The 16,129-nt window shown below is 62.0% G+C and carries 11 protein-coding genes; 4 read left to right on the top strand and 7 right to left on the bottom strand.

The window, feature by feature from the left end:
• Positions 1-31: 31 nt before the first annotated feature.
• Together K1X71_03200 and K1X71_03195 are read right to left on the bottom strand one after the other, a co-directional pair.
• Positions 32-3,532: an efflux RND transporter permease subunit gene (locus K1X71_03200; GenBank protein ID MBX7072131.1), complete on the bottom strand. Its 3,501-nt coding sequence runs from the start codon at positions 3,530-3,532 to the stop codon at positions 32-34.
• 84 nt (positions 3,533-3,616) lie between these two features.
• Entirely contained in the window at positions 3,617-4,945 is a 1,329-nt protein-coding gene (locus K1X71_03195) for an efflux RND transporter periplasmic adaptor subunit (GenBank protein ID MBX7072130.1), read from the bottom strand.
• Between the two features lie 415 nt (positions 4,946-5,360).
• On the opposite strand from K1X71_03195, the gene K1X71_03190 reads away from it, so the two are divergent.
• Positions 5,361-7,592 carry a peptidase domain-containing ABC transporter gene (locus tag K1X71_03190; protein ID MBX7072129.1) on the top strand — a complete coding sequence of 744 codons (2,232 nt, stop codon included), beginning with the start codon at positions 5,361-5,363 and terminating at the stop codon, positions 7,590-7,592.
• A gap of 25 nt (positions 7,593-7,617) precedes the next feature.
• Here the strand turns inward: K1X71_03190 and K1X71_03185 are convergent, their stop codons facing one another.
• Both K1X71_03185 and K1X71_03180 read right to left on the bottom strand, forming a co-directional pair.
• The gene (locus K1X71_03185) at positions 7,618-8,763 is read right to left on the bottom strand and encodes an FAD:protein FMN transferase (protein ID MBX7072128.1); all 1,146 of its coding nucleotides are present in this window, start codon (positions 8,761-8,763) and stop codon (positions 7,618-7,620) included.
• A gap of 7 nt (positions 8,764-8,770) precedes the next feature.
• Complete coding sequence (locus K1X71_03180; protein ID MBX7072127.1) at positions 8,771-10,435, bottom strand: FAD-dependent oxidoreductase; 1,665 nt, start codon at positions 10,433-10,435, stop codon at positions 8,771-8,773.
• An 86-nt stretch (positions 10,436-10,521) separates the two neighbouring features.
• Between K1X71_03180 and K1X71_03175 the strand changes: the two genes are divergently transcribed.
• On the top strand, positions 10,522-11,466 hold the full coding sequence (locus tag K1X71_03175; GenBank protein MBX7072126.1) for a cytochrome c: 945 nt from the start codon (positions 10,522-10,524) through the stop codon (positions 11,464-11,466).
• Between the two features lie 27 nt (positions 11,467-11,493).
• On the opposite strand, the gene K1X71_03170 is transcribed toward K1X71_03175, so the two are convergent.
• Positions 11,494-12,078: a hypothetical protein gene (locus tag K1X71_03170; GenBank protein ID MBX7072125.1), complete on the bottom strand. Its 585-nt coding sequence runs from the start codon at positions 12,076-12,078 to the stop codon at positions 11,494-11,496.
• Between the two features lie 560 nt (positions 12,079-12,638).
• Between K1X71_03170 and K1X71_03165 the strand changes: the two genes are divergently transcribed.
• Positions 12,639-13,790 (top strand): response regulator, encoded by a 1,152-nt coding sequence (locus K1X71_03165; GenBank protein MBX7072124.1) that lies wholly within the window; start codon positions 12,639-12,641, stop codon positions 13,788-13,790.
• On the opposite strand, the gene K1X71_03160 is transcribed toward K1X71_03165, so the two are convergent.
• Complete coding sequence (locus K1X71_03160; protein MBX7072123.1) at positions 13,787-14,515, bottom strand: GDSL family lipase; 729 nt, start codon at positions 14,513-14,515, stop codon at positions 13,787-13,789. The two genes, K1X71_03165 and K1X71_03160, sit on opposite strands and share 4 nt — an antisense overlap.
• Positions 14,516-14,714: 199 nt before the next feature.
• On the opposite strand from K1X71_03160, the gene K1X71_03155 reads away from it, so the two are divergent.
• Positions 14,715-15,884, top strand: coding sequence for an ATP-dependent 6-phosphofructokinase (locus K1X71_03155; GenBank protein ID MBX7072122.1), 1,170 nt, complete (start codon positions 14,715-14,717; stop codon positions 15,882-15,884).
• Positions 15,885-15,888: 4 nt separating this feature from the next.
• Here the strand turns inward: K1X71_03155 and K1X71_03150 are convergent, their stop codons facing one another.
• Complete coding sequence (locus K1X71_03150; GenBank protein MBX7072121.1) at positions 15,889-16,125, bottom strand: hypothetical protein; 237 nt, start codon at positions 16,123-16,125, stop codon at positions 15,889-15,891.
• Positions 16,126-16,129 lie beyond the last annotated feature (4 nt).

Here is a 16,129-nt window from a genome sequence, read left to right as displayed (position 1 = left end):
CAAGTCCACCGCATCCGCCGGGCATAACGTGTTAGTGAGCGAGATTGCCGCCGGTGTCGATCGGATCGCGGTCACCGTAGTAGCTGTAAAGCAGCGCGATGAAGTTGTTCAAGAGCGCGGTCATCAACATGCCGCCGATGACAACGATCGCCAGCGGTTGCTGGGTCTGTGCGCCGATCCGGGTCGAAACGGCGGCTGGCAACATGCCAAAAATTGCCGTCAGGGCAGTCATCGTCAACGGACGGATGCGCGTGCCAACTCCGTTGCGCAGGGCCTCATCGAGCGATTGACCCTGATGGCGGAAGTGATTGAAACTGGAGACGAGCAACAGCCCGTTCATGATGCCGACTCCCAAGATCGAGATGAAACCCACGCCGGCCGAGATATTGAAGTTGTGGCCCGTGAGCAATAGGGCCCATACGCCGCCAATCGACATGACGATGACGTTCGAGAAGACAACGAGCGTGTCAAGTACGGACCGTTGTGCCAAATAGAGCAGCACCAGGATCAAGGTCAAGGACAACGCCACGGCCCAGGTGAGACGATGAACTGCCTCCTGCATCTCCTGAAACTCGCCGCTCCATTCCAGGTGATAGTTGGCGGGAATTAGCTTTGCGGTCTTTGCCTGTGCCTCGCCAACGGCGCTGGCCAGATCGCGGCCACGCACGCTGAACTTCACGGCGATCAGCCGATTTCCCTGTTCGCGATAGATCGTCGATACGCCCGGCCGCACAAAGCTGCCGGCATCGCTCTGCACGCCTGCGGCGTCGAGCGGCGTGACGAGGTCGCCGAGGCGACGGCGCGGAATGGCGCCCGAGTTGGTGTAGGTTGTGTTGCGGCGGTTTCCCGTCACGCTAGGGAGGGTGATGTTCGTTCCGGTGACGCTGACCGTGCCATCGGTGGAGCCGTAATCATCGGTGGTGACGCGATTTTTGACGACATCGACAGGGATATCGAGGATACGGTCGGCGCTGTCGCGCAGCCGCTTGGGCCACCGCAAGGTGACATCGAACTTGCGTTCACCTTCGACCATCTCGGTGCAGGCGCGGCCCCCCACGGCGGTGGCCAAGGCGCCTTGCACATCGGCCACGCTAACGTTCCACAACGCGCATTTTTGCCGATCGATGGGAAACTCGAGGTTGGTTTGCCCCTTGATGCTGAAGACGCCAACGTTGGTGATGCCGGGAATCTGAGAGAGCGACGACTTCATGCGATTCGCCAGTTGTTCGAGCGTGTCGAGATCGGGCCCGATGATCTTCACCGAGTTTTCGCCTTTGACGCCGGACAGCGTCTCCATCACGTTGTCGCGAATCATCTGCGAAAAATTCCAATCAACTCCCGGAATCGAGGAGTTGAGCAGGTCGCTCATCTCCGAGATCAACTCCGCCTTCGTGCGCGGACGCTTCGCGCCCCACAGCCAGGCCAAGATTCCACGGCGCTGCCGCACAGCGGGCCAGTCATGCTTCTGCTTGAGCGGCAAAAAGAACTCGCAGTTGTAGAACCCAGTGGGATCGGTGCCGTCGTCGGGCCGACCGGCCTGGGCCAGCGCCGCGTCAATTTCCGGGAATTCGCGCAACATACGCATCGCCCGCTGCGCCTTGTCGGTCACTTCATCCAACGACACATTCACGGGAAACGTGCTGCGCATATAAACATTGCCCTCTTCCAGCTCGGGCATGAACTCGCGTCCCAAATAGGGTAGCGCCAACCCCGTGACGACAATGGCGACGGCGAACACCGAGAGCGTGGTTTTGCGATGAACGAGCACCCACTCGAGTTGCCAGAGGTAAAAATGACGCAGGCCGCGGACAATAATGTTGTCGCCGCCGGGTTGAATCTGCTTGAAAAAGAGGCCGCACAAGACGGGCGACAGTGTGAGCGCGAGCAGTAGCGCGCCGCCGAGCGCAAAGGCGTAGGTGTCGGCCATGGGGCCAAAGATCTGCCCTTCGGGGCCCTTCATCGTGAACAGCGGCAGCAAGGCGAAGACCATGATGATGGTGGCGAACAGCAGGCTGCGCTCCACCTCGCCCGCCGCCAGTCGGATGCGTTGATTCAGATTGAGATCGGGGCGCGTTCCGCTGCGCAAGTAACGGAAGATCGCCTCGACCATGATGACCGACGAATCGACGATGATGCCGAAGTCGACGGCGCCCAACGACAGCAAATTGGCCGACATGCCGCGAAAGTACAGCACCGAAAACGCGAACAGCAAAGCCAGCGGAATGTTCACCGCCACGATCATCGCGCAGCGGACGTTGTTCAGAAATATCAACAGCACCGCCGAGACGAGGACCATCCCCACGACGAGATTTTCATGGACCGTCTCGGTCGTCAGATTGATCAAGTTGGTGCGATCGTAGAACATGTCCAGCTTGACGCCCGGCAGCAGCTTGCCCGAGTCATCGTTCAATTCCTCGAATTTTTGCTTGACGTCCTGCAGCGCCGGCTTCGACTGCTCTCCTTTGCGGAGCAGCACGATGCCTTGAATCGTGTCGTCGTCTTCGTTCCATACTCGTCGCCCGTCCGCGTCGAGCACGGGACGACCTTGAGAGTCCTTTTGCGGCCGCATGACCATCGCCTTGCCCATGCGAGTGTGGTTGCTGACGACGACTCCTTCGGCGCCGACAGATTCCATGGGGCCAAGGTGCCCGCCATCGACGACGTCGCGGACGCGAATCGGCACATTGTTCGTCGCCGCCAGCACAATCTGGCGAATCTCGCTCAGACGTTGGTTTTCTTCCCTGCGCAGCACTTCCGCGGCCTTGGTCGGGCTGCTATCAGGCGGAATCCGCAGCACGGGGTCTTGTCCGCCGCCAATTAATCCCAGCCCGCGCACCGCCTCGGCCGTATGTCCACGAACCATATAGTCGCCGCTGACATTGGCGTTGCTGTTGGCGATCGCGGTCTGCAGTTCTTCGAGCGTGATGCCGTATTGCCGCAGGCGATCGGGATCGGGCTGAACTTCGTAGCGCTTCTGCGAACCGCCAAAACTAACAACGTCGATGATGCGGGGAATGCGGCGAAATTCCTTTTCAAGCACCCAATCTTCCAGGCTCTTGAGGTCGTTGGGCGTGTAGATTGGCCGCCCTAACGCGTTGCGAGGACTGCTGATGGTGTAGCGGAAGATCTCGCCAGTCGGCGAGGTTGGCGCCAGGACCGGCCGCACGCCGTCAGGCAGGTCGATGCTATGCAAACGATTCAGAACTTCGATGCGGGCGCGCGAATTGTCGATGCCGTATTCAAACTGATTCCGCAGGTGAGAAAGGCCAAACAGCGACTTGCTGCGCGTATATTTCAGACCGGGCATTCCGGCCAAGGCGATTTCCAGCGGAATCGTCACCTGCCGCTCGACCTCTTCGGCCGTGGCGCCCGGGTATTGAGCGATGACTTCGACGATCGCGGGAGCCGGGTCGGGATAGGCCTCGACATTAACACTTACAAAAGCGTGCGATCCCACCGCGATGAGCGTGGCCGCCAACAACAGCACGACCAGGTGATTCTCGGTCGCCCAATAAATCAGCTTGCGAATCATCGCAACGAACCTTGAGCTTGCCGGTTCGCCAACGGCGATCCTGGCTGGATGGAAGAAGACGCGGCGCGCCCGAAAACTCGCGCGCTACGGGGCGCGCGCGACGGCGCGCGATTCGGCCTGGGCGCTAGAGCGCAACTCTTCCAGAGCGCTCGCCAGTTCGACATTGCCCTCGGTGATGACCATCTCGCCTGGTTCGAGCCGGCACATCCCGTCCGCTTCTTCCTCGGGCGTAAGCGTGTTGCGCAAATACACCACGTTGGTCGCATGTCGCGCGACCATGACCTTGCGTTCGGTCACCCGATGCCCCGTGCTGTCATCCGCGACAAAGACCCGGCAGTGCGCCCCATCGTCGATGGCGGCATCGACCGGAATGGCGACCTCGCCGGCCGGCGCCGGAAGCTGGATGGTGGCCGTGATGAACTGGGCCACTTTAAGGCGACCGTTGGAATTGTCGACCCAGCCCATGACGATGCCCGTGTGCTGCTTGGGATCGATCACATTGCCAATGACGTCGAAGCGACCTTGAATTGGAGCGCTGCCCGGTTCCGATTTCAGGGCAATCTGCCACACCTTCTGGTCGGCGGGAAGCGCGGCAACAGCCGGAATGTCCTCCTCGTAGATGTTCGCCATCACGGTCAGCTTCGAGAGATCGGCGACCTGGAAGAGGTCGAGCGACGTGTTCACGATGTCGCCGACTGCGATATTCTTTTCGAGAATCACGCCATCGATCGGCGCCCGGACATCGACCTCGGCCCAGGTACGGTCGATCTCCTCGTTGTCTGGAATAGCGTTGTCGCGTATTCGCTGCGCCTCTTGCTTCACACTGTCGATTTCGGCGTCGGTGAGCCGCCAGGAACGGAGAGTTCGTTCGATGCGATCGACCTGGATCACAGCCTTTTCGCAGTTGCGCTCCGCCTCTTGAATCGCTTTCTCCGGAACGATGCCGCCGCCAAGCTTCTTCAGTCGGGCAAGTTGGGCCTGGCCTAACGCCAGTTGCGAAAGCGCGTCGACCAGATCGCTCTTTGCCTCGCCAACCTCCTTGCTCCAGATGACGGCGATAAGTTGTCCCTGCCGCACATGGTCGTTCAGTCGCAGCGGGCGCTCGGCGCCAGCGTCGTTGCATGCGCCAATCTCGACGACTTCGCCGCCGAAGCGAGTGTGAACATGGACAAGGCGAGCGGAGTCGAGCAGCAGCGAACCAGAAAGAACTAAAGGGTCAGGGGCCGGCGCCGGTTCGACCTTGGCCACCCGAATACCAAGTTCGGTGTGAGCCTGCGGTGGGATTTCCAGAGTGTCAGTGGCGCCCGCGGCGAGGCGGACGCGTGGCGGCACAGAGTTGACGTCAGCGGCTGCCGCGACATGGGCAGAATCGCGCTCACGCATCCAGACCAGCGCGGCCACGACAATAGCCACACAAAGTGCCGCCAAGCCGAGCCAGCCCGCGAATTTTCGTACGCCACCAGCCGCCATCGTCTAATCAACCCTTTTCGGCACCGAACTCGAACGGCGCGGCTAATTTGCCAACTCTTACTACGGCCGCTCCTCGTGAAAAGTCTAAGTCGGCCGTCATGCGCCGGGGAAGCGGCATCTCCTTGGGAATCAAGAACTTGCCGATTTGTAATCTCGTTGGTGAACTCGATTTAATCGAATTGCGCTCGCCTCACGCTCGTTTGGCATGGCCTCTCCTACCATCAACTGGCATCCCATGAATCATGGCATTCGCGACGGCCACGTCGCCACCCGCCTGTAACATCTGGCCCGCGATTCTCGCCTAATGAGGCAGAACCCCATTAGGCCATTTGCCATTTGCCAGCGGGAGACCCAGAGCATGTTCCGACGCCCACGATTGGTCCGACAAAACGATCAAAGCGATTGCGGAGCGGCGGCACTGGCGACTTTGGCTTTGCATCATCAGTTGCCCATCGGCCTGGAACAGATGCGCGACCTATCGAGTACCGGCCCGGAAGGCGCGACGCTCTTGGGACTATTGCGCGCCGCCGAGGCGATTGGCTTCTCGGCCAAGGCGGTGCGCTGTCCCGGCTACGATTCGCTGGTTGGCATGCCGCTGCCAGCGGTGGCCCATGTGAGCGACGCTGAGCGCGGCGGGCATTTTGTGGTGCTCTTTGCCGCTGACGCTAAGGGAGTTTTGATTGGCGACCCGGTGGGGTTAATCGAACGGCGCAGCCGCGATGTGTTTGGCCAACAGTGGAGCGGTAACTTGTTGTTGGCGACTCCGGACAATCTGCGGGTTTGTCGCAAACTAAAAACACCGCAAAGCCCGTGGACGCGGTTCCTGGGCCTACTTGCGCCACATTGGCCGATCTTGGTCGAAGTGATTCTGTGCGCCCTGTTAATGACGCTGCTCGCTGTGTCGACCTCGTACTTCATTCAACACCTGGTCGACTCAGTGCTGGTGCGCGGCGAACGTCCGCTGCTCAACGCGCTGGGAATTGGTATGGTGCTGATCGCCGGCTTCCGCGCGTTGTTCAATGTGGTGCGGCAGTACCTGGTGGCGCACGTGGCTCGTAAAATCGATCTGGCCGTGGTGGGAGGCTACGCCCGGCATGTGCTTAAGCTGCCGCTGCGGTTCTTTGAGAATCGGCGCGTGGGGGACATATTCTCGCGGGTGAACGACGCAGCCAAGTTGCGTGAGGCGACCGGCACGACAACCACCACGGCGATTGTCGACACGATTGTGGTCGCAGGCGTGTTGGCGGTGCTATGGTTCTACGACCCGCGGCTGGCAGCCGCCACGTCGCTGGTGGTTCCGTTGTTCGCGCTCACGATGGCGCTTAATCAACGCGCGGCGGAGCAGCGTGTGCAGGCCACCATGGAAGCGGGCGCGCAGTTGTCGTCGCACCTGATCGAAGATTTTTCTGGCATCGAAACCTTCAAGGCGTTCGGCGCCGAGGAGTTGCGGGCCGATCAAGGCGAGGCTCGACTGGTGAGCTACGTGCAGGCGCTGTTCAGCCTGCAAAAGCTCGACATTCGGCTGACATCGCTAGCGACTCTGATCACCGGCGTCGCCGGAATTGCCGTGCTGTGGTACGGCGGGCATCGCGTGCTCGACGGGGCGCTGTCGATTGGTCAGTTGCTGTTCTTCTACACGCTGCTGGCCACGATGCTCGAACCGCTCAATCGGCTGGCCACGGTGAACCTCAAGATTCAAGACGCGCTGGTCGCTGTCGATCGATTGTTTCAGATCTTCGATATCGACGAAGAGCCGCTGGCCGACGACAAAGCGCACTTCGCTGGGCTCGAGCGCGGTATCGAATTGGACGACGTGAGCTTTAGCTACGGCGCGCGGGGCAATGTGCTCAATGGCGTCTCGCTCGCAATACCAGCGGGGCAGACCGTGGCAATCGTGGGTGAAAGCGGGTCCGGCAAGTCGACGCTGCTGAAACTGCTATTTAACTATTACCAACCGACCAGCGGCCACGTTTTGGTCGATGGCGCCGACCTCCGCGACATCGAACTCGGTGCGTACCGTCAACAAATCGGACTCGTCAGCCAAGACCCGTTCGTCTTCAACGGCTCGATCCGGGCGAACATCGCGCTGGGCCGCCCCGAGGCGAGCCTGAGCGAGGTGATCGAAGCCGCGCGAGCGGCTGGGCTAGAAGCCTTCATCAACTCGCTGCCGCAGCGCTACGACACCATGATCGGCGAGCGCGGCGCGAACCTGTCGGGCGGACAACGGCAGCGATTGGCCATTGCGCGGGCGCTGTTGCACCAGCCGTCGGTGCTGGTGTTCGATGAGGCGACCAGCCACCTCGACACCGCGACCGAGCAGATGATTCAGCAGAAGTTGCGGCACGAGTTGGCCGGCCGTACCGTGGTGGTGGTCGCGCACCGCTTGAGCACGATCAAAGACGCCGACCAGATTGTGGTGCTGCACGAGGGGCGAGTGGCAGAGCAGGGAACGCATCGCGAATTAATCGCTCGCGGCGGCCGCTATGCCGAGTTGTGGCGTTCGCAAACTGGCGCGACGACCGACGTGCCGTCTTGCTTGTGCGGCGATCGCTTCGCACGGCTGCACGAAGCGATGGCGAAAAACGCTTGAGCGGATCTGCCCGAACTACGGCGGCCTACGATGGAGTAAGGCCTTCGTCTATCGTGGGTTCGTCGTTCACCAGTTGGAGCTCATCCTCGGTCAGGCCGGCATGCCGCACGCCGGTCGGGCCCGTCGCTTCGCTGCCGCCAACAATCACCACGCCAATTTCTGGATGACGGCGGCAGTAGTCGAGCGCGTCGTCGACCCCCAACACATAGAAAGCCGTGGCCAGCGCGTCGGCCTCGGCGGCGCTGGGCGCAATCGCGGTGGCGGTAAGCACGCCTCCGGCGGGCCAGCCTGTACGCGGGTCGAGAATATGACCGTAGCGCCGTCCTGCATGGCGAAAGAATTGCACCGACGCGCCCGAGGTGCCGACCGCGCGGTCGCGGACTCGCAACTCGGCCAATCGGCGGCCGGGACGCAATGGGTCGGGCAGACCAATCGACCAGCCTTGCGCCCGGTCGGCGCCTTCGCCGCCGTGAGCCAGGATGCTGCTTTGTCCACCATGCAAAAGAAAGTCGCAGATATCCGCCGCGTGGAGGAGTTCGGCTACTCGATCGAGGGCGTGACCCTTGCCGATGGCGCCAAGATTCAATTCAACGCCGGGTCGATTGAAGCGGATGGAACAATCTACGGGATCGAGCGCCAAATAATCGCTGCCGGCGCAGGCCAGCGCTGCGCGTAAGGCGTCTGCTGTGGGGACAGCGCCCTGACGCCGATAAAACCCCCACACTTTGACCAGTGATCCGGCCGCTACGTCGTAGGCGCCACCCGTCGCCTGATGCAAGGCCAAAGCTTGTTGGAGCAACTTGAATAGTCGCTGCTCGACGACGACTTGCTCTTGATGTGCGCGGCGATTGATGTCGCTGATTTCGCTCGTGTCGCGATAAACGGTGAGTTGCGATTCCAACTCGTCCACCAGGTCGAGCGCGGCCAGCGCGTGATCGGCAGCCTCGGGGTACTGGCCGGCATTGACAATGACCTCAAACTCGCAGGCCATGGCGCGACGGCCGAAGCGGAGCAAATAAGGTTGCTCGGCGGAATTGGCAGCTAACGGCCCGTCGGCGCGCGACGACGCGCAATCGGGCGCGAGCCGCTCGGCGACCAGGTCTTGAATGGCGCCGGCGGCGGAGCGCCCCTTGAGAAACTCGCGGCGGTGTGTGGTGCGGCGGCCGGCCATAGGGCCATTATACTGAGGCCGTGCGAGGGGCGCCGGAGACGAACCAGCGGCTGAGATAGGTGTCCAAGTCAGAGACGTTGGTCGCCGCGCCGCGCCAAGCAAGGTAGCCATCGGGTCGGATCAGACAGACCAGCGGCGCTGTTGCGCCATACCGACGATGCGCGGCGCCGTCAGGATCGAAGAAGAACGAATCGCCCGCATGCGGCACGGCGAATTGACCATCCGTGGCGATGCGATGCAGCGACACCGTGGACGAGAACCGCGCCACGAGTCGCTCCAGCGCGTCGCGATCGCCGGGCCCCAGTGGGGCGAGTCCCGCGAACTCAATAAGCGCCAGGTGCGCGCCATGCAGCAGTTGGTGCAGCCGCAACGCGCGGCCATCGGCGGCGACCAACGGACTGTCGGGCGCGCGGTCGCCAGCCTGCGGCGCACTATCTTGGTCGCTTCGACGACAAAACCAACCGCGGCGCGGCGCGTTGGCCAATGGGCCGCCACGGTAGTTCACCGCGAGGTTGCTCACCGTGCGAAAGACGCGCTCGCGAAACGCGGGACGAGGCGCGAGCCGGCCGACAATCGCGTTTCGCAATTTTTGCGCCAGCCAACTGCGCGATGCGACCAAAAGCGTGGCCAGTCGGGTGCCGCGCAACGTGCGCTCGGCAACCGGACGGCGCTCGGCTTCGTAGGTGTTTAGCAGTTCATCTGCCGCCAATCCTTTGGCGACCAGCGCCAGCTTCCACGCCATATTGAATGCGTCTTGGATGCCAGTGTTCATCCCTTGCCCGCCCACGGGGCTGTGAATGTGCGCGGCGTCTCCCGCCAAAAGCACGCGCTGCGAGCGATACGTGTCGACGATGCGGCGGCTGATGAGAAAGCTCGACAGCCAGATCGTCTTGCCAAAAGTGACCGGCGCCTTGGCGCGCTCGGACCACAGTTGTTGAAAGCGTTCCAACGAAACATCCGGCGATTGGTCGAGCGGCGCATGTGGCAAGGGCGCGATCAAGCGATAGACATTGGCGCCTGGCAGCGGCAACACCGGCAGCGGGCCATCGGGGGCGAAAAAGACGTGCGCTTCGTTATGCGGCAGTTCCCAGTCGAGTTCAACATCGGCCAACGCGAACCATTCTGGGAAGCGTTCCCCCACGAAGGAGATGCCGAGACACCTGCGGACGGCGCTATGGGCGCCGTCGCAGCCCACGACCCAATCGTGCGAGCTTTCGCTCGGCAAGGCGTCGTGATAGGCGATGGTGGCGATCGCGCCCCCCGCGCGCGGCCGAAGCGCCGTCAGACCGGTTTGCCACTCCACTTCGACGCCGTGCTGCCTAAGCCGTTCAATGAGCAGTCGCTCGGTTTCGCTCTGCGGAAAGGAAAGGATAAAGGGGTAGCGCGTGTCGAGCGCTGGCGTCTCGATGCGGCCTAGCCAAGCCCCGCCGGCATAGAGGTTCAGAGCGCGAATCGTCTTGCCTTCGCTGACCATTGCCTCGGTCAGGTCCAAGCGCTCCAAGAGTTCCAGCGTGCGGGCCTGCACGCCTAGCGCTCGCGATTCGGCCGTGGGACCCGATTTCTGGTCGATGATACGGACGCAAATTCCTTGTCGCGCCAGTTCGCAGGCCAGCACCAGTCCGGTGGGACCCGCGCCCACAATCAGAACGCTGCAGTCGTTGAGTTGATCCATCAATTCAGTCAACGGTTGGGATGCCGGGCCGGATGTGCGATACTCAAAGAGAAGAATAGATTTTTTCGGCCGACGAGTCTCATTTCGTGACGATTCGACGCGAATTACCGTTTGTGCTGGCGCTATCGATTGCGATCCTGGCCGCCAGCGCCGCCGCGCAGCCCCGGGCGCGTACAAGTCCGTTGCGCAAGCCCAAGCCGCTGGCGCCGCCCCCCAATTTCGAGAGCGATATCGAAGGCGTCTTCTTCGCTGACGCGCTCCAGGAACTCGGCCCGCGGGTTGAAGTCGTGGCGCCGACGCCGGCCGCGACCGACCCCACCACGGCGCCAGCCGGGGCGGCCTGGTCAGATCTGGTTTCCGCCGAGACGCTCGAAGACGAGATCAAATCGCTGGTCTTGCAGGTAGGACAACAAGTGAAGTCGCCAGCGGCGTTTCGCGCTGCAGGGCACGAGCAAGCGCGGCGCGACCTGGCGCTGTTGGCTGCGCTGTTTGGCGTGATTGGCGAATACGACGGCGACGTGCGCTGGCGCGAGTCGGCGCCAAACCTGTCCACGCGGTTCGCGCGGACGGCACGCAATTGCAAGACCGTGTCCGATGGCGCCTATCGCGACGCGCAGGCCAGAGCGCGCGAACTGGGAGAGTTGGTGCGGGCCGGAAAGGTCGACGTCGAACCCGAGACCAATACCGAAGATTGGCAATCGGCGGCCGATCGAGCGGCGCTGATGGAACGCTTCGAGCAGGCATTGCAGAAGCGACTGCCGGCAATCGTGGCCAGCAAGGCGGAGTTGAGCCGAGGCAAGGCGCGCGTGCGGCACGAGGCCGAGATCGTGGCGCTATTGGCGCGCGCGATTCAATCGTCAGGGTACGAATTCGCCGACGACCAGGGGTATCTGAAACATGCGAAAGACCTGGAGCGGGCCGCTTTGCAACTCAAAGAGGCCGCCGACCAAGCCGACCTGTCAAGCGCGCAATCCGCCATTCAAGCCATGACCAAAAGCTGCGAGTCTTGCCACGCCGGCTTTCGTGGCTAGTGACGCTCTCTAAACGACATCCGTCTGCTATCGCGTGGCGCGGGCGGGCTTCTTCTGCGCGGAGCCATTGCGTCCAGCATGCGCCTGGGCGGCGACGGGAGGTTTAAGCTGGATGATCTCCGCCAGGCCCGCTTCGGCCAGTTCGCGACCGCTCACATAACGGCCCGGGCTGATCCATTTCTGCATTTCGGCGCTGGCGATGCCAAACAAGTCGGCTAGCAGTTGGTCCATTTCATTTTCGAGCGTGCCAAAGTGCCGCGCCCATTCGGCGGCCTCCGCCAAGCGCACATGCTCTTCGCTCTGCCACTTCATCGGGTGGAACAAAAGCACGCTGTATGGGGTGACCAGGCGGCGGACACAGGCGGCAAAGGGCCAAAGCGCGGCCGAGGAGCATTCGCCGGTGACAATGCCGGTTGCCCGCAAGCCGCGCAAGCGAATCAACGTCATCAGCGAAATGGCGCAGTAGGGGCTGCCGCCAGGCGAGTCGAAATACAAGGTGCATTCGCCGCCAGGGGGGACATCGAGCAGCTTTTCGGTCAGTTCCCCCTCGTTGTCGGTGAGATCCCCGACCAGCGCGATCTCCAGCGGCCCCTCTTCCTGCTCTCGACCCATTGCGTGAACCCTTGTGAGTGACCCGGTGGCTTGAGAATGTTACGGGCCTGCCCTGGCGACTGCCGAGTCTAACCTAGGTATAGCTTGCGCTTACGTCGATAACAAGCGAAGCCGATCGACCGCCACGACAAAATGGGAAACCATCACCGTCGTCGGAAAAAGCGGACGCCAACTGCGCATTTGTTCGGCGCCAGCGATCCTGCGGATCGCGCCGGCGCGCTGCTTTGGCGCGATTATCACGTCGCCAATTCCGGTTTGCATCGCGCGGGCGCGAATTCGCGCTCGCCCCGCCGCAGGGGGAGGCAGCCAATTCACCGCAAGTTGGCCCGGCTTTACGACCTATGTTTCGAGTGTGCGGCGCCAATCCGCCCGGATCGATCACGCGCCGCGCTCGCTCTCATGCGCGCTCTCGTCGCCAGCATCGACGCGGCGGCAAAGGAGCCCGGCGATGAGGCATCGATTGCCAACTCATTGGGGGCGCAATGGCGGCTGAACAACGAACCTCTTGGGGCGTTAACGTGAACAGCGCGAGCGCAACATTGCAAACTGCGGATTCACTCGTGATTGCGGCGGATCAACCCGCGGCACAGCAGCGGCAACGCATCCTGTTTGTCGACGACGATCGCGCCGTGCTTGATTCGCTGTCGCGCATGCTGCGCGACCATCAGCGGCAATGGGACATGGAATTCACGCACGACCCGTTCGATGCCTGGGAGCGTGTCGGCGCCGAACGCTTCGACCTGGTGGTTTGCGACCTCAACATGCCCGGCATGTCGGGCTTGGAACTGCTCGAACACATACGCTGTGACGAGCGGACCGGCGACTTGCAGGTGATTATCTTAGCGGGGCAGGCCGATCGCCAGCTCAAGCGCGATGCGCTCGATTCGGGGGCGACCGACCTGTTGAGCAAACCGATTGAGCTCGAGGATTTGTTGGCGCGCATTCGCAGCGTGCTGCGGCTCAAGGCCTGCACGGACGCATTGCAACAGAGCAACGCCGCGCTGGAGTCGATGGTTTCTCGGCGCACAGAGCAACTGCACGAATCGCGCGTGTCGATCGTATGGCGGTTGGCCAAGGCGGCCGAATACCGCGACGAGGACACCGGCAACCACGTGATCCGCGTAGGCTGCTACTCTCAGCTAATGGCCGAAGCCCTCGGCCTGAACGCCGAGTTGGTCGAGAATCTGTTTCTCGCCGCGCCGCTGCACGACATTGGCAAAATCGGCATCCCGGACTCGATCTTGTTGAAGCCGGGTCCGCTCTCTCCCGAAGAATGGGAGATCATGAAACAGCATTGTCTGATTGGCAAGCGAATCTTGGAAGACGACGCCAAAAGCTCGGCCACGCTGCGCGCGTGGAACCGGCGCGGGTCGATAGGCTGGCTGGGCGAAGACTCCAACCCGGTGCTCAAACTGGCGGCATCAATCGCTTGGTCGCACCATGAAAAGTGGGACGGCAGCGGCTATCCGCTCGGTTTGGCCGGCGAGACAATTCCGCTCGCCTCGCGCATCGTGGCGCTGGCCGACGTCTTCGACGCGCTCACCTCCACGCGCCCCTACAAGGCCGCCATGGGAGAAGACGAAGCAATCCACATTATCCGCGATCAGGCCGGCAAGCACTTCGATCCGTACGTACACAGCGCGTTCGAAAAGTCGCTGCCAAAAATTCGCGAGGTTCGCGGCGCGCTGTCCGATGAATCGGCGCTGGCTTAGCCGCCTTCCTTCTCGCCTAGCATCTCAGCCACGACTGGCTCGATCGTCTCGGCCCAGATGGCATAGCCTTGTGGGCTCAAGTGCAAAAAGTCCGGCATGATCTCTTTGGAGATCGAGCCATCGGCGGCCAGGAACTTGGGGCCAATGTCCAGGTAGCGCACTTGCTTGTCGTCCGCGACGGCGCTGGCCAGTTGACTGGCCTGGGCCAGCTTGTCACGAGTGGGATTGGGGGTTTCGCCGCGCGGAAAGATCGCCAGCAGCAGGATCTTGGTTTCGGGGAGCTTTTCGCGCAGCTTGGCAATGATGGCCTTGATGCCGTCGGCGATTTCCTCGGCGGAATTGGCCGACGCGTTATTGGTGCCGATCATCAGCACCGCCAGCTTGGGCTGGATGCCGTCGAGGTTGCCGTTCTCGATGCGCCATAAGACGTGTTGCGTCTGATCGCCGCCGATGCCGAAATTGGCGGCCTTGCGCGGTGTGTAATGTTTTTGCCACACTTCGTTATCGTTCCAACCTTGAGTGATCGAGTCGCCAAGAAACAAAAGCTCCACGTCGCCTTGCTTGGCGCGCTCGTTGAACTTCTTGTACAGGTCTTGCCACCAGCCATCAGGCCGCGGCGCCGGGGTGATTGCCGCATGTTTGGGCGTCTCGTCGGCGGCCAAGGGCGCTGCGACGATCAGGGACCACACGAACGCCAAAACCAACATCGAAGGCTGCCTACGCATGACTGGTTCTCAATGACGATGGGGAGGACGCTACGACTGACCTAACTAACATAAACTGCCGAATCGACGCGAAACAGCGGTCACCAGCCGCAATCGGGCTTGGTTTTCCAGATTGACCTAGATTTGGCCTGTGGCATTTCGCGGCCGGGCAACGCGCCTGGCGCTTGCAAACGAACCTCGAAACGGCCAGTTCCCCAATATGCAAACTTCCCAGCGGCGAGTCGCCATCCTGACCAGCGGCGGAGACTGTCCCGGCCTCAACGCCGTAATTCGTGGAGTCGCGAAAAGCGCCCACCAACTCGGCTACGATTGCATTGGCTTCCTGCGCGGCTATGAGGGGCTGATCGATCCGGTCAGCTACATCGCGCTCAACCACCGCAATACCACCGGCATCTTGCATCAAGGCGGCACCATCCTCGGCTCAACCAACCGTGGCCGCTTTGCCGCCACCAGCGGAGTCGACCAGCACAACGCGATTGCCGGCGATCTGTTGTCCGCGGTGAAAGTCACCGTGGAACAACTCGGCCTGGCGGGACTCATCTGCATTGGCGGCGATGGCTCGCTGGCCATCGCGCAACAGTTTCACGAATACGGCATCCCCGTGGTGGGCGTGCCCAAGACGATTGACAACGATTTGGCCAGCACCGCCTACACATTTGGTTTCGACAGCGCGGTGGCTTGTGCCACCGACGCCTTGGATCGCCTGCACACCACCGCCGCCAGCCACGAGCGCGTGATGGTGCTGGAGGTCATGGGGCGACACGCGGGTTGGATCGCGTTGCATGCGGGCATTGCCGGCGGTGGCGATGTGATCCTGATTCCCGAAGTCTCTTGGAACTTTGAACACGTGTGCCACAAAATCTTGGAACGTGACCGCGAAGGGAAGCGGTTCACGCTGGTGGTGGTGGCCGAAGGGGCGCGATTGCCGGGTGGCTCGTTGGTCGCGCGCGAGGCCGCGCCCGGCGCCGGTCAAGCGCGACTCGGTGGCATTGGCCATACCGTGGCGGCCGAGATCGAACGACGGCTACAGCGCGAGTGTCGCTGTGTGATCTTGGGGCACCTGCAGCGCGGCGGAGCGCCCACGACGTTCGACCGCGTGCTCGCCACGCAATTCGGCGCCCACGCCATGCGGTTGGTGCATCACGAGAAGTTTGGCGAGATGATTTCGTTTCACCCGCCGCACATCGACAGCGTGCCGATCTGCGACGCGATCGGCACGCTATCGACGGTTGATCCCCATGGCGCCGCGGTGCAAGCCGCGCGGGCGCTAGGAATTTGCTTTGGCGACCGCCTCACAGACGAAAGCCCATTTCATGTCGCCATGCCGCAATCGGCAGCGAACGAATCGCCAAACCTATGCGGCGTGTGACGGATTAAATAATCCGCTCGAAACAAGTGCGACCGTCGACGCACAGCCCGCGCTCCACCATTTCAGAATCGGGGCCGAGCACTTTTTGCGTCATATTGCACCAGCAATAGCCATCGCCCATGCCGTCTTCTTCACGTGTGGGGGCTAACTTGCCCGTAACGTACATGCCCTTGGAGCGCAAGTGCATGCACGCGGGACCTTGGGCGATGAGCAAATCGTCTGAGCACTTGGTGTAAGCCATCGTC

This window comes from Pirellulales bacterium (assembly GCA_019694455.1).
Lineage (GTDB): Bacteria > Planctomycetota > Planctomycetia > Pirellulales > JAEUIK01 > JAIBBY01.
The sequence above is the reverse complement of the archived record's forward strand: the minus strand, read 5'-3'. Positions and strand labels throughout refer to the sequence as shown.

Bases quoted from the DNA above. Each gene is read 5' to 3' on its own strand.
- K1X71_03155 (MBX7072122.1), top strand. From the start codon at position 14,715: ATGCAAACTTCCCAGCGGCGAGTCGCCATCCTGACCAGCGGCGGAGAC.
- K1X71_03170 (MBX7072125.1), bottom strand. From the start codon at position 12,078: ATGGGTCGAGAGCAGGAAGAGGGGCCGCTGGAGATCGCGCTGGTCGGG.
- K1X71_03190 (MBX7072129.1), top strand. From the start codon at position 5,361: ATGTTCCGACGCCCACGATTGGTCCGACAAAACGATCAAAGCGATTGC.
- K1X71_03180 (MBX7072127.1), bottom strand. From the start codon at position 10,435: ATGGATCAACTCAACGACTGCAGCGTTCTGATTGTGGGCGCGGGTCCC.
- K1X71_03160 (MBX7072123.1), bottom strand. From the start codon at position 14,515: ATGCGTAGGCAGCCTTCGATGTTGGTTTTGGCGTTCGTGTGGTCCCTG.
- K1X71_03185 (MBX7072128.1), bottom strand. From the start codon at position 8,763: ATGGCCGGCCGCCGCACCACACACCGCCGCGAGTTTCTCAAGGGGCGC.
- K1X71_03200 (MBX7072131.1), bottom strand. From the start codon at position 3,532: ATGATTCGCAAGCTGATTTATTGGGCGACCGAGAATCACCTGGTCGTG.
- K1X71_03150 (MBX7072121.1), bottom strand. From the start codon at position 16,125: ATGGCTTACACCAAGTGCTCAGACGATTTGCTCATCGCCCAAGGTCCC.